Annotated in this window: 14 protein-coding genes; 5 read left to right on the top strand and 9 right to left on the bottom strand. The window is 39.5% G+C overall.

What is annotated here, in order from left to right; all coding sequences use genetic code 11:
* The first annotated feature begins 90 nt into the window (after positions 1 to 90).
* Positions 91 to 1,443 (top strand): magnesium transporter, encoded by a 1,353-nt coding sequence (locus tag PISS_RS11895; RefSeq protein WP_058155131.1) that lies wholly within the window; start codon positions 91 to 93, stop codon positions 1,441 to 1,443.
* A gap of 131 nt (positions 1,444 to 1,574) precedes the next feature.
* On the opposite strand, the gene PISS_RS11890 is transcribed toward PISS_RS11895, so the two are convergent.
* The 7 genes from PISS_RS11890 to PISS_RS11860 all read right to left on the bottom strand — a co-directional run bounded on the left by PISS_RS11890 (position 1,575) and on the right by PISS_RS11860 (position 9,307).
* The gene (locus tag PISS_RS11890; RefSeq protein WP_058155130.1) at positions 1,575 to 2,570 is read right to left on the bottom strand and encodes a GGDEF domain-containing protein; all 996 of its coding nucleotides are present in this window, start codon (positions 2,568 to 2,570) and stop codon (positions 1,575 to 1,577) included.
* A 181-nt stretch (positions 2,571 to 2,751) separates the two neighbouring features.
* The gene (locus tag PISS_RS11885; protein WP_058155128.1) at positions 2,752 to 3,129 is read right to left on the bottom strand and encodes a DP-EP family protein; all 378 of its coding nucleotides are present in this window, start codon (positions 3,127 to 3,129) and stop codon (positions 2,752 to 2,754) included.
* Between the two features lie 23 nt (positions 3,130 to 3,152).
* Positions 3,153 to 6,407 (bottom strand): nSTAND1 domain-containing NTPase, encoded by a 3,255-nt coding sequence (locus tag PISS_RS11880; RefSeq protein WP_058155127.1) that lies wholly within the window; start codon positions 6,405 to 6,407, stop codon positions 3,153 to 3,155.
* A gap of 76 nt (positions 6,408 to 6,483) precedes the next feature.
* The gene (locus tag PISS_RS11875; protein ID WP_016899673.1) at positions 6,484 to 7,317 is read right to left on the bottom strand and encodes a mechanosensitive ion channel family protein; all 834 of its coding nucleotides are present in this window, start codon (positions 7,315 to 7,317) and stop codon (positions 6,484 to 6,486) included.
* Between the two features lie 37 nt (positions 7,318 to 7,354).
* Positions 7,355 to 8,086 carry an LrgB family protein gene (locus PISS_RS11870; RefSeq protein WP_016899674.1) on the bottom strand — a complete coding sequence of 244 codons (732 nt, stop codon included), beginning with the start codon at positions 8,084 to 8,086 and terminating at the stop codon, positions 7,355 to 7,357.
* Entirely contained in the window at positions 8,079 to 8,432 is a 354-nt protein-coding gene (locus PISS_RS11865; protein ID WP_013465649.1) for a CidA/LrgA family protein, read from the bottom strand. Before PISS_RS11865 ends, PISS_RS11870 begins: the two co-directional genes overlap by 8 nt.
* A gap of 83 nt (positions 8,433 to 8,515) precedes the next feature.
* Entirely contained in the window at positions 8,516 to 9,307 is a 792-nt protein-coding gene (locus PISS_RS11860; RefSeq protein WP_058155125.1) for a crotonase/enoyl-CoA hydratase family protein, read from the bottom strand.
* Between the two features lie 290 nt (positions 9,308 to 9,597).
* Here PISS_RS11860 and PISS_RS11855 point away from each other — a divergent pair, with 290 nt between their 5' ends.
* From PISS_RS11855 to PISS_RS11845, 3 genes are read left to right on the top strand one after another with little or no spacing between them, the layout of a single operon-like run.
* Entirely contained in the window at positions 9,598 to 9,918 is a 321-nt protein-coding gene (locus tag PISS_RS11855) for an HI1450 family dsDNA-mimic protein (protein WP_013465646.1), read from the top strand.
* Positions 9,919 to 9,964: 46 nt separating this feature from the next.
* Positions 9,965 to 10,777 carry a DUF481 domain-containing protein gene (locus PISS_RS11850; protein ID WP_013465645.1) on the top strand — a complete coding sequence of 271 codons (813 nt, stop codon included), beginning with the start codon at positions 9,965 to 9,967 and terminating at the stop codon, positions 10,775 to 10,777.
* Between the two features lie 27 nt (positions 10,778 to 10,804).
* Positions 10,805 to 11,290 (top strand): hypothetical protein, encoded by a 486-nt coding sequence (locus PISS_RS11845; protein ID WP_013465644.1) that lies wholly within the window; start codon positions 10,805 to 10,807, stop codon positions 11,288 to 11,290.
* A 41-nt stretch (positions 11,291 to 11,331) separates the two neighbouring features.
* Here PISS_RS11845 and PISS_RS11840 read toward each other — a convergent pair whose 3' ends face one another.
* A complete protein-coding gene (locus PISS_RS11840) occupies positions 11,332 to 11,817 on the bottom strand; it encodes an FKBP-type peptidyl-prolyl cis-trans isomerase (RefSeq protein ID WP_013465643.1) in 486 nt (161 codons plus the stop codon).
* A gap of 11 nt (positions 11,818 to 11,828) precedes the next feature.
* Positions 11,829 to 12,740 carry a CAF17-like 4Fe-4S cluster assembly/insertion protein YgfZ gene (gene ygfZ, locus PISS_RS11835; RefSeq protein WP_016899678.1) on the bottom strand — a complete coding sequence of 304 codons (912 nt, stop codon included), beginning with the start codon at positions 12,738 to 12,740 and terminating at the stop codon, positions 11,829 to 11,831.
* Positions 12,741 to 12,892: 152 nt separating this feature from the next.
* On the opposite strand from ygfZ, the gene PISS_RS11830 reads away from it, so the two are divergent.
* Positions 12,893 to 13,144: an FAD assembly factor SdhE gene (locus PISS_RS11830; RefSeq protein ID WP_013465640.1), complete on the top strand. Its 252-nt coding sequence runs from the start codon at positions 12,893 to 12,895 to the stop codon at positions 13,142 to 13,144.
* Positions 13,145 to 13,153 lie beyond the last annotated feature (9 nt).

Here is a 13,153-nt window from a genome sequence, read left to right as displayed (position 1 = left end):
GAAAGATAAACAGATCCTAGCTAATCTCATTAATAAGTACTTACTTATTACAGTAAATTTATAGTGAAACGACTATTTTAGGGTTTTTAAATGATAGAGTATCCGGTTGATCAGTTACCACAACTCATAAATGACTTATTGCAGTGTGATACCACTGAGCGCAAAAATAAATTACTTATAGATGCTCAGCAAACTTTATCAACTGAGCACTTATCTTTATTGTTTGAGGCGATCCCTAAAGAGCAGCGTCTTGAAATTTGGCATTTATTAGATGAAGACACGCAGCACGAAATTTTTGTTAATTTAAGTGAAGATAGCTGTTTATGGTTACTACAAACACTAGATGACAGTGCCGGATTTAAATTATTAGACGAAGTAAATGTTGAAGAGCTACTTGAGTTAGAAGAAGTTATTCCACAACGTTTTATTGATTACGCTAAAAAACAACTCGATGAAGCACAAACTAAGCAATACGAACTGGCTCAGCAATATACGCCAGAGCAATTAGGTCACTGGATTGGGTTTGATTTTTTAAAGGTGTCAGACAAACTCACTGCGGGTGGCGCTAAAAAGCTGCTACACAAAGGCTTACCGCAATACAGCGAAGTTATTTATTTGGTGAGCCGTAAAGGTAGCTTAATCGGTGAAGTTGCGGTTAATGATCTGATAAAAGCGCATGATAACGAGAGTTTAATGACGTTAGCTAATCATGATTTTACCTCATTGCACGCAGACCATGATTTATATGAAGCCGCTGAAGTGGTTATTCATAGCGAGAAAATGGCCATGCCCGTGGTTAATGTCGATAACAAATTAATAGGGCGTTTAACTATTGCATCAGCTTATGAATTACGTCAAGAAATAGCCGACGAAGCGGCAGCAAAGGCTGGTGGTTTACGAGAAGACGAAGACTTATTTGCCAGTGTTCGTAAAAGTGCTAAAAACCGTGGTATTTGGTTAGGTATAAACTTAGCAACCGCATTTTTAGCCTCGTGGTTTATCGGTTTGTTTGGCGCAACTATAGAGCAAGTGGTTGCACTTGCGGTATTAATGCCTGTAGTGGCGTCAATGGGCGGTATTGCCGGTAGCCAAACCTTAACGGTTATTGTACGAGGACTGGCTCTGGGTCAGGTTACTGACTCAAACCGAAACGCATTACTTAAAAAAGAGCTGCGAGTAGGGGCGGTAAATGGCTTGGTGTGGGCATTAGTGATTGGTTTGCTAACCTTTGTATGGTTTAACGATATTATGCTCAGTATAACCATTACCGTGGCAATACTGCTGAATTTAGTGGCTGCATCGTTGGCGGGCGTAGTGATCCCCTCTATTTTAGATAAAATGAAAATTGACCCTGCGTTGTCGGGTTCAGTGATTTTAACCACAGTCACTGATATTGTCGGCTTTGTGACCTTTTTAGGGTTAGGTAGTTTGTTATTACTGTAATTTTTATATAAAGATTAATCTCTTATCTACAGCATTTAAAATTAATCTAAACGCCAGTAAAGTAACTCAATTTAGTGGCTTTTAGAGTAGATATAGCGCCATGGAATGGCCTTTAATTTAAACTTTAAACTTTAAACAACAGTACTTATTTTATTTCTACCTTCGGTTTTTGCGCGGTACAAAGCCGTGTCTGCGGCGTACAACAGCGCCTCGTAGGTACGGTATTGACTATTGTGCTCACAGGCAATCCCTTGGCTCACACTAACTTTAACCTCTGGTGGCAGGCCTATATCTGTAAATGTCATCGCATTAATTTGTTGTTGTACATGCTTGGCAACAATCGTTGCACTTTTTATATCGCAACGCGGTAAAATAATAGCAAACTCCTCACCGCCATATCTCGCTGCCAAACACTCTCTTGACGGGATACAATGCAAAAGCATTTTTGCAATTTTTTGTAAGCATTTATCACCTTTAATATGCCCATAGGTGTCGTTGAATTTTTTAAAGTGATCTACATCAATCAATATGCTGGTTAGAGGTTGTTGGCTTTGAATACTTTCTTGCCAGTATTTTTTTAGTGACTCATCTAAAGCTAATCGATTAGCGAGCCCAGTTAAGTGATCGGTTGAGGCCTGTATTTTTAAACGGTTATACATTGCTTTATGCGTACTGAGATCATGAAGTATGCAAACGTATAATTTTTGCGCCGATGCAATACTTTTTGGCATGCTTGATATTGATAAGTCTGCTTCAATCACATCGCCATTGGCTTTGTTTATAGTAACTTCATTTGGGCCAATGCTAAGAGGGGTGTCCTTAATGCCAATCCAATTTAATAAGGTCTGTTTATATTTATCAAGGTCTGCACCGTGTAAAAACGACAGTAAATTTTCGCCTATCAGAGATTGCTGAGAGTAACCTAATAGCTGCGCTGCTTTTGGGTTTGCAAACTCAAAACCACCGAGCTCATTAAGTACAAAAATGCCTTCGGCGGTGCCGTTAAATAATTCAATTAAAGCGCCAAATTGAGTATGCGAAAAAGGGGATAATAAAGCGCTATTGAGGGGCAATGCTTTATCGTTTTTAACCGCCGCTGTCTCTTTTTTATTAATTTGTTTAGACACGTTTTAGCCTTAGCATGGTACAGACGTTTTTGATGTCTACAAATTTACATAAAAAAGTGCAATTAAACCTTTCGGTAATCTTCTGTTTTTAAGTTTTTGATTAATAGTATTTTTTATTATGCACAGGCGTTAAAGGCCTGTGCAATTTGGAAAACAAAAATTAAATATTAAGCGTTGTTGATTAATTTTTGTCTTTATTTTCAATTTGTGGGTCGGCGCTTTCATAGGCTTTACCATTGCACTCAACATTAAATATTAAACACACAGTGCCATTATTTTCATCTGTGTCTGTGATGGTGATTGATTGGCCATCATCATTGATTTCTGATTTAAAATCACCAGCACAGCCACCTTCTTTATCAGTGATAGTGGCTCCGGTGAATAAAAAACCTTTAGCAAGTGTTGCTTCATTTAAGCTATAAATACCTGCGGTTTCAGTTCTGACAACGCCACCGCCAGAGACTTCTTTGTTATCTTTAAAGTATGTAAAATTGGCGTTGTCGTTACTGTCTAATTCAATATTTACAGTAAAGTGAATTTGCTCTTGGGTATTATCCATATTATTTCCTTTTGTATTCGTGGTTATAGTTTAAAGTGAGTAATGCCTAATTTAACTAGACTTGCTTTTATTTTGGGGATTTCGTTTGCTCTATTTAAGCAGGTGTATGCCTGTAACAGCGGGTGCGTTACGTGAACGCTTTGGTTTATTTTTACTGTTTCAGCAATGGCTTTAAGCGCATTTAAGCAAAATTGCTCTCGCTGTACGGTATTTTCAGCTAATTTAGCTTTAAGTAAATTTATATTCGTAAAGTCTACATTATCACCACTCTTTGCTTTATTAGCTATGTACTGTTGGTAGCTTGTATCATTTTCAAGGGCTGTTAAAAACTCATATGCTTTAAGTGGTGACTGTCTATCAATAAAGTACTGTATAAGGATCAATTGAGTATTAATTGCAAAGTTATTTTTAAAGTCCTGCACTTTCAAAAAGTTAATAATATCCTTAACTCGGTTATCAATGTTTTTATTAGGTGAAAGCATTAGCTGGTGGGCTAAAAAACGATAATAAGAATGTTGAATGTCTTTACTTTTTGGATCTTGCAATCGTGCGGTATTAACTGTTTTTGTGGCTTGCTGTGCTTTTTTGTAGGCTGGTTGTTTATTTGGCAGGTAGCTCAAAAGGTAGCTTTGTTGAATATAAGTATAAGCTAAACTGCTTGATAAACTGGCATCATCTGGATATTCAATTAATAAACTTTTTAACTCATTAGATGCATTTTCATACATGGTTAATGCGGCATTAAAGTTACCAAGCCTTTCTTCAGTTTTTGCAAGCCAACTAATGGTGTCTGCTTTATCGCGCAATAAATTTTTGTTATTGGGTTTAAGCTCAAGGGCTTCATTTTTAAGGGCGAGCGACTCTGTAAAGCGTTGTTTCGCGCCAGTGTAGTTAAATTGCTTTAAATACAAAGACCCCAATGAATTATGTGAATACGACAACTCCATAATGGAGTTAAAGTCATTGGGTGCTAATGAATACATTGTTTCGCTATAAGTATGGTACTTTTTAAATAATGGCTCAGTGGCAGCGTAATCACTTTTATCATAATGAAGCTGACCGAGCCAAAAGGCATTGGCACCGGCAAGCGTTAATAGCTCTAAATTATCTGGTTGTATTTTTAATAGTGCTTCAAGGCGAATGCGGGCGTTTTCAAAGGCAGTGAAGGCCTCAATGGTTTTACCGCGCGAATAGGCCACTTCGCCCATGGCTTCGAGGGTTTGTGCGTACTGAAAACGACTTTTAAACTCGGCTTGTTGACTGCTAAAGTTAAATAGTGAGCTTGGCTCCTCGACTTGATTGGTAAAATACTCAAGTGCTTTATTACTAATGCCATCAAGTAAGTCCATACGCTTAACGCTGCGCAGTTTATCGGCAAAGTCACCGACCATAAAGCCAAGTAGGCTTTCGGCCTCTTGGCGCTTTTGCTGTGCAAGTTGCTGCGCTTGAAAACTAGTGAAGCTCATGAATAGGGCAACACAGGTAAGTAAGCAAAGCAGTGCAATCGTGCCGCGTTTTATGGTTGTTTTTGTTTTACTGTGTTTAAGAGAGCTGGTTATAAGCGCGCGTTCGTCATTGTCTAGTTTGAATATATTGTCGTTTAATAACGTGAGCGCTTCTTGCAATGGTTTACCCGGTGCTAATAGGTAAGCGCTACTTTTATGTTCATTAAGCCACTGCTGCGTGTGGTGGTGCAAACGGCTTTTAATAGCAAGGGCATCTTTATGATCGTTTATCCACTGTTTAGCACGTGGCCATTGGCGTAATAATGCCTCGTGGGCAAGGCTAAAGCAGGCTTCTTGGTTTTGTAAGTGCGATACAAATAAGCGGCTGTCGACCATGGCTTGTACAAGCTCTTTTTGGCTGGTGTTGGTTAATGCTTGTAAGCGGGCCGCACGGCTAGTAATGGTTTTACCATCTGGGTTTAGCGTCACTAACTGCGATAATACGCTTTTTAGTTGTTGTTGTTGTTTTGCGCTCAGCCCAATAAAAACATCTTCTGCCTTTTTACCAATGGCGCCTTCAATACCGCCGAGTTTTTCATACACGCTGTGCAATAACTCATTATTTTCACTGCGCTGTAAATACAGCTCTTGCAGTGTGTATTGCAACATGGGTAGGGCATCAGGGTTGTTGGCGGTATCTGCACACAGTATTTCATCCAGCGGAGTTTTGGTTTGCGGGTCGTGTGAGAACGTTAAATTAGCGGTTAATGCCGGCAAGCGAATAATTTGTTGTAGTTCCTGGCGGTTGGGCGGGGTTAAATCATAATGGGCGCCATTCGCTTTTGCGGCCATAAGGCTGGGTTGCTCTACCACTAAAGGGTAAAAGTCGTTACGACACGCACTAAATACGATCACCGCTTTAGAGGTGGCTAAACGTTCAATAATCGATAAAAAATGACTTCGGGTGTTGGGACTAAATAGTGGCGATGAAAGCAGCACCTCTAAGCGGTCTATAAACAAAAAAAACTGCGGTGTGTTTAGCTTTGTATTTGCCTTACTGATTGCAGTTTGTAACGTGTTTATCGCTTCGTCAATTGTGTGCTCTAATTGCTGCGCCAGTGTTTGCGAGCTTAATCCTTCAAATACGGGGTGTTGGTTTATATCCCAATCAAGCATGGCAGAGGCTAAATCTAAATAGAGCCTAGTTTGATGCACATCTGCAAAGTCGAGCTGAGTGTATGAAACAACGCCAATACCATCATAACCACGCTCATCAAGTAGCTTTGGTAAAATACCCGCATTGACTAACGACGATTTACCCGTACCACTTGGGCCAAGTATTAAGCAAAAAGCACGGCCAGATTTTACTTGGTTTGATACGTTTTCGAGTAAGGTGGTGATGGCTTGGTTACGACCAAAAAATAAATGAGTATCGGTTGGGTTATACGCACTTAAGCCTAAAAAAGGAGAACCGCCTTGCCACGTGTTTACAGGGCTTGATGTATCTTCTGCAAATGGAAACTCAAGTTTTGCAATAATACGGTAGCCGCGTTTACGAATGGTTTCTATGTATAGCGGGGAGCTTGCCTTATCACCCAATGCTTTTCGCAGTTGTGTGATGGTTTTATGCAGTGGGTTATCGCCTACTTCAATGTTTTGCCAGCACTGATTGAGTAACTCGTCACTGGTGACCATATCGCCTTTTTGTAAGCACAGATATAATAATACATCCATTGCTTTAGGTTCTAATTGCGTTACTTTTTCAGCACATTGTATACAATTGCTGGCAGGCGTTACCTGCCAGTCGCCTAAATAAAAAGGTGATTGATGCATAAGGACTCGTTATTATTTTATTTGTAAGCACGCTTAATTAATTTAATATGATTTAAAATCATATTAAGGTTTTTATTTATTTTAGGTCGCTTTTATTAAGCGTAACAATGCGTTGTGGAAACGGAATTTCAATATTGGCATCGTTAATCGCTTTATACACACCGCCATTTATAGCGAGTTTAGTTTCAATAATTTTAGTGGTGGGCACCCAATAACGATAACTAATGGTGACGCCGCTATCAGCAAAACGTTCTATACCAATTTGTGCATTAGGGTGTTTAGCTACGAGTTCATGATTGACTAATACGTTTTCAATAAGGCTTATCGCAGTATCACTACAGGCACTGTAGGCTATGTCTATTTCACCTTTTACCAGTGAATAATTAAATGAGTTATGCAGAATTTCGCCAACAATATGTTTGTTAGGAATGGTTATTTCTACTTTTTCTTCATTAATTAATATGGTGTGCCCCAGCTCAATTACTTTTACTTGGCCACTAACGCCTTTTACTTCTATGGTATCGCCAACCACAAATGGCCGCGTAGCAATAATGGCAAGCCCCGCGCCATAATTAGAAAGCATACCTTGTAACGCTAAGCCTGCGCCTAATGAGGCGGCACCTATTGCAGCTACAAATGGGGTCACACTAATGCCAATTTTACCAAGCGCAATAATGATCACCATAATGATCAGCAGTACTTTTACAACATTACTGACAAAATTAGTCAGGGTGATATCAATGTTGTGGCGGGTCATTAAGTTTGCGACAACTTCGGCGAGCTTTTTAGCGACCCACAGGCCAACGAGTAGAATAAAAATAGCGCCCACTATTTGCATACTGTAGGTAACTAAATACTCGGTAAGCAGGGCGTAGTACTTTTCAAATTGCTGAATTTCGGAACTGATCATGCTGGGCTCTATTTTTAGCGATACTGTTATCTGCTTACTATAACAAAGTGTTAACTAAAATTGGATATAATAGTGGTACTATCACTGCGGTTAATAATGCACTGAGTGCCATAGCCACTGATGAAAATGCGCCTATTTTTGGGTGTTCGGCAATAGCTGCCGCCGTACCAATTGCATGGCACGCGGTACCGATTGCAATTCCTTGTGCCTCAAAGTTATAAATCTTAACTAATTTGAGTAACATAAAGCCAAACAAAGCCCCCAATAAACCAATAAAAATAACCATGGCAGCGGCAAGTGAGCTAATTCCTCCTAATGAGTCAGTAACCAGCAGTGTGATAGGGGTTGTTACACTGAGTGCCGCAACAGAGGCGCTCAATTGTGAGGGCACAGCAAATAAAATACTTAATACAAAAGCCACTAGTGTGGCGTTAACAATACCTATACTGCAAGTAGCGACAATTAATAGTAAGTTTTTACGTACGTGCATAAATTGCTGATAAAGCGGCAAGGCTAAAGCAACTATGGCCGGCTCTAATAGCCAACTTAGTAACTGACTATGTGAGGCAAATTGTGAATAGGGTAATTTAAGGTTGACTAACAGTAGGGCAATAATGCCAATGCTTAAAAAAACAGGGTTGGTTAATGACTTTAAAATACTCTGGTTTATTTTAAGATTAACCGCTCTTAGTGCAATAAAGAGAATAATAATAAATGGCACGGTTAACCACCATAGGCTGGGGGTTATGCTGGTGGTTAAGTTAGTCATTATTAGCTCTGCCTTTAAAATAGCCCACTAGGCTTGCCACTAAAATTAAACTACTGAGTGGGACTAATAAGATGACCGCAGTTAAGAAAGGCCAATGTGATTTAATTAGCCCTAAATGTTCTATAAAACCGACGCCTGCAGGAATAAAGAAAATAGGCATTACATTCAAAATAGGTGATGCGCAGGGAGCGAGTTGATGTTCTTTAACTATGCCCAATAACAGTAACGTTAGCAGCAAAACCATGGCGAGTAGAGGAGCAGGAAAACTTGCATCAAGAAGATGCATAATGAATTTGCTTGTTGCCAAGCACAATAAAATAATTGCGCTACTTAGTAGGTATTTCATTAATTTGGCTCACTAGAATAGAAGAGCCTAACTTTAACAAATAACGCTGTTTTATGCATTGTGCCTTAGTATTACCATCAATGTTACCAGCGCTTGGCGTTTGTAAACTCAATATCAGCTTTCCCTTTAGCTTTAGCAATGGCTTTTTTAGTATTAGGGTTGATCAGTAAGCGAATTTGGCTCCATGTTTCTTTAGCGAGTATTTTTCGAGCAGGGGCTTTATAGCTTTGTTGAGTTACACGCTTTATTGCGGCTAATGTGTCAGGTGAGCGCGCTAGCAGTGTATCAAGCATCTCTTTAGTTGCTTTATCTGTATCGTCGGTTGTTTTGGTTACTAAACCTAGTTCAAAAGCATGTTGTGCGTTTATTGGATTTGCGTGACTTGCTAACCAAAGCGCTTGGTCGCGTTTTACTAAGCCTGAAAGCATAACATTAGCGCCCATATCTGGGCATAACCCCCAGCGCGCTTCCATAATGGCGAGTTTGGCATCGTGGTGAACAATCCGGTAATCGGCACCCAGTGCTATTTGCAATCCACCCCCAAGGCAATTTCCGTTTATTTTTGCAATAACAGGCACACTCAATGATTGCCAACCAAGTACTACTTTTTGCGCTAAATTTTGATTACCAGGAAGCCATTTAAATAGGAGTTTTATAATATTTATTGGCGAGGCCATAACCGCGTTAATATCAAGCCCTGCACAAAAGTGTTCGCCTTCACCGGTTAATACAACCGCACGAATACTGGCATCTTTTTTAATATTTTTAATAGCCTTGTTAAGCTCAACAAACATAGTAAAGCTTAAGGCATTTTGTTTTTCTACTCGATTTAATGTGACGGTGGCAATGCCCTGTTTTTTTTCTAGTTTTATCATCTCGCACTCCTCTGACCTGTTACTTGAGCTTATGTTTTTATTTGTGCTAAGTAAAGTGGGTGAAGATGAATAAAAAACAAAGTGAATTTTTTAATGCAATTGCGGTCTGTTATCTTTCAAGGCAAATTTAATCTTTAAAAGTCAACAGACCCTAATGCTAACCAATCCATTAATATCTATAAGTATTAGGTAAAAGTAAAAAAGTCAGTATTTAACGTGTTTTTTTTATCAAAACACTAACAACTTTTGATATTATGGCGCCAACTTAAAAGCTCAGAGGTTAACCACTCATGTCAGGTCCACGTTTATTTACGGTAGAAGAAGCAACCCATCAAGCTTATGATATTTTTTTGGAGCTGGCTCCCAACAACCTGAGTGATAAAGATGTTGAAGAATTTAACCTGCATCGTGAAGAACTTGGCTTTATTGAAGAAGATGAGCCCGATGAACAGTGGCAAGATTTTGTTGCACTAGAAATAGAGCCTGAGCATTTTATTCAAGTATTAGTGGGCCTTGAGTTTGATAACGAAGACGTCTTATTTGCGAAAATTTTAATTAGCCGTGATAAAGACGCGCCTTTTTGCCATATTTTATGGAAAGAAAGTGAATAACTTTTTCGGCCCCTTTTCATTATTACCATTTGCAAGAGAATGTATTTTGCGAAAGTACGTTGTATTACTGCTTTTATTATTTAGCTCCTACAGCTGGGCAGTGGATCCCTTTGAAGATTTTCATCAATATGGGGAGCTCTCTGATGAAGAAATTCATGAGCTACACAAAGGCGAAGTACTTTATGGTGATACCGAGTTTGGTTTTATTTTAAGTAAAGGTAATACCAACTCAACCAGTTTTAAACTCAAAGGTAATCTTTACCAAGATTTTGAAAACTGGCGTAATCAATTCAAAATAGATTCCTTATACAAACGTGACGAAAATGAAGAAACGGGCCAGTCGGATGTTACGGCTAATCGCGTGTTTGTTTCTGCGCAGGGTAACTATAAAGTTGGTGTTAAAAATTCGTCTTTCTTTATTTATGGCGATTATGAAGAGGATGAATTTAGCGGTCTGGATTTTAAAAGTACGGTGGCAACCGGCTATGGTGCACGTATTTATCAAGGGGTTAAAAACAAAGTAGATATAGATATTGGCCCTGGTTTATATCGCTCCGTTGCTGATGATGAGTCAACAATAAGCGAAGATGATAAAGACAAAATGGGTTACTTGTTACGTATTGCCATGCAATGGGAGCGATTAGTATCTAAGCGCACCCGATTTAATCAAGACATTAGTATAGAGCAGTCTTTATCTGGGCTTAACTCACGGTTAAAGTCAGAAACCGCCTTAATTAGCCAAGTGGTTGGGGCTGTATCGCTCAAGTTTGCTTATATGTACCGTTATAACTCTAAGCCTGAAGAAGATAAGCTTAAATATGATTCAGAGCTCAGCGCAACGTTAGTATACAGTTTTTAATTTTTTAACTTTTTAATTGAGAGTGTTATGTATCAGCATAAGCAGTATGCGGTATTTATATTTGTAGTATTGGCATGGATAGGTGGGTTTGTTGCACTTGCATGGAATTTAATGGGTGCCGATGTGCCGTTAATGGTATTTGCAGGTATTTTATTGCTGGTGGGTTTTTTATTTCATGGTTTAACCATTAAAGTTGATGAAGCCCATATTAGCTGGGCATTTGGTCCAGGCGTTGCGGGTCAAAAATTAGCACTAGAGGACATAGTTGACGTAAAAGCAGTACAAAACTCATACCGTCACGGTATTGGTATTCGCATTACGCATGATGGTTGGATTTATTCAGTATCAGGCTTTAGTGCCGTGCAATTAACGCTTAAAGATGGCAGCCAATACCGCTTAGGCACTAATGACCAAGCCGGATTAGTTGCTGCGCTTGAAGATAAAATAACCCCTGGCGAAGCACCAGCAGCAGAGCCTCAAGTTAAATTACGTACGCATAATAATATGCTATAAAAAAAGCGCCTGAGGCGCTTTTTTTATTACTGGATTAGGGTTTAGTGGTCGTGACCACAACCGCCTTCACCATGTACATGGCCATGCTCAAGCTCTTCAGCCGTTGCATCGCGTACTTCTAAAATCTCTACATCAAAATTGAGCGTAATACCAGCGAGTGGGTTGTTACCATCAACAATCACTTCTTCGTCTTGAATATCGATGATCATGACTGACTGGTCGCCGTCATCGGTGGTTGCACGAAATTGCATGCCCACTTCAATGTCCATGCCTTCAAACATTGATTTTGGCACGGCTTGCATTAGGTGATCATGACGTTCACCGTAACCTTCTTCAGGTTCAACTTTTACACTTAGTGTATCGCCAGCTTGTTTGCCTTGCAGCGCGTTTTCAAGTCCTGAGATCAGGTAACCCGTACCAACGATAAAAATTAATGGCTCACCGCCAAATGAGTTATCAATGGTATTGCCGTCATTATCTAGTACAGAGTAATGCATTTTTACCACTTTATTTGCTGCAACGATCATAGTCATTCCTATTATTCATCTTCAAGAGAGTAAGGTAGAGGCAGAATGTTTAGCTCTACCGAAGGGGTATGTTTTGCACGAAGAACCTGAGCGGTGTCAGTATCGTTTGGCAACACAACTAAGCCAGTTAAAGTGTGTGTTTTTTCATTAAAGCTTTGCGCAATAAGTTTGCCCGCGCGGCGCCAGTTTTCACCTAACTGGGTTTCGATATCGGGTGCATCGAGCAATCCTTCACTTTGCCCTGTAACGATATACATGGCACGTTTATTTTTACCTAAGTATTTCATACGTGCGACGGTTTCTTGGCCGGTGTAGCAACCCTTTTTAAAACTGATGCCATTGATGGCTTGAAGGTTAACCATTTGCGGCACATACTCATCAATTGCATCAACGCTTAACTGAGGCTCACCAGCTAGCAGTGAGGCCTGTTGCCACATAGCGTCGTTGTCGAGGGTAGATACTTCATCAGGTAAGCAAAATTGGCTATCAACCATAAGTAAAACGCGGTTTGGCGCAAGTTTAAGGGCTTTGCCGTTAGCAAAGTCGCATGCTGTGGCATCGTCACTAAAGTGAATATCAAGTTGCGTAAGCAAATCAGTTAGGTCATCACCTAATAAACCAATTAATCGCTCTGGGGCTTTATTAATTTCAACTTTTGCAAATACAGCGTATTTTTTTAACTCAGCCAGTGAGCGTTCTACTTCAGCACTTGATCCGGTTAAATAATAGTTTTGCTGGTAAGAAAATAGCTTAAATACACCCCACAGCTTACCTTTTGCGCTACAGTGACCTGTCCACAAAAAGTTGTTGTTGTTGATTTTATTGAGATCTTGAGTGATTTGTCCGTGTAGGTAAGATAATTTATCTGTGCCTGAGAGGCTAATAACCTGATGTGATAAAGGACATGCATAAACCAGAGACATAAACACCTTCTTTGCAATAACAAATGAAACCACATAATAACGTAGTTAAAGCCGATGGTACAGCCACCAACAAGCGTTGTTTTTTTATAATTTAGTGCTGTTAAATTAACGTGCATTTGTTAAACTCGAATTAATTAAATATGAGGTTTAAAATGGTTGAAATACATAGTAAAGCACGTATCCGTTGGGCTTGCCGCCGTGGCATGTTAGAACTAGATGTTTTGTTTATGCCGTTTGTTGAAGAAGCTTATGATTCGTTAGATGCTAAACAGCAGGCGACTTTTCAGCGCTTATTAACACAAGAAGACCCAGATTTATTTGCTTGGTTTATGGGCCATGAAAAATGTAAAGACGTTGAGCTAAACAGTATGGTTGAGCTAATTTTAGACCGAGTTCGTGTATAGGTTTACCGT

The organism is Pseudoalteromonas issachenkonii, from assembly GCF_002310795.1.
Taxonomy (GTDB): Bacteria; Pseudomonadota; Gammaproteobacteria; order Enterobacterales; family Alteromonadaceae; genus Pseudoalteromonas; species Pseudoalteromonas tetraodonis.
This window is presented reverse-complemented; position numbering and strand designations above follow the sequence as displayed.

Coding starts and splice junctions, on each gene's coding strand:
- PISS_RS11845 (WP_013465644.1), top strand. CDS start 10,805: ATGTATCAGCATAAGCAGTATGCGGTATTTATATTTGTAGTATTGGCA.
- PISS_RS11855 (WP_013465646.1), top strand. CDS start 9,598: ATGTCAGGTCCACGTTTATTTACGGTAGAAGAAGCAACCCATCAAGCT.
- PISS_RS11885 (WP_058155128.1), bottom strand. CDS start 3,129: ATGGATAATACCCAAGAGCAAATTCACTTTACTGTAAATATTGAATTA.
- PISS_RS11830 (WP_013465640.1), top strand. CDS start 12,893: ATGGTTGAAATACATAGTAAAGCACGTATCCGTTGGGCTTGCCGCCGT.
- PISS_RS11875 (WP_016899673.1), bottom strand. CDS start 7,317: ATGATCAGTTCCGAAATTCAGCAATTTGAAAAGTACTACGCCCTGCTT.
- PISS_RS11840 (WP_013465643.1), bottom strand. CDS start 11,817: ATGATCGTTGCAGCAAATAAAGTGGTAAAAATGCATTACTCTGTACTA.
- PISS_RS11860 (WP_058155125.1), bottom strand. CDS start 9,307: ATGATAAAACTAGAAAAAAAACAGGGCATTGCCACCGTCACATTAAAT.
- PISS_RS11895 (WP_058155131.1), top strand. CDS start 91: ATGATAGAGTATCCGGTTGATCAGTTACCACAACTCATAAATGACTTA.
- ygfZ (WP_016899678.1), bottom strand. CDS start 12,740: ATGTCTCTGGTTTATGCATGTCCTTTATCACATCAGGTTATTAGCCTC.
- PISS_RS11870 (WP_016899674.1), bottom strand. CDS start 8,086: ATGACTAACTTAACCACCAGCATAACCCCCAGCCTATGGTGGTTAACC.
- PISS_RS11880 (WP_058155127.1), bottom strand. CDS start 6,407: ATGCATCAATCACCTTTTTATTTAGGCGACTGGCAGGTAACGCCTGCC.
- PISS_RS11865 (WP_013465649.1), bottom strand. CDS start 8,432: ATGAAATACCTACTAAGTAGCGCAATTATTTTATTGTGCTTGGCAACA.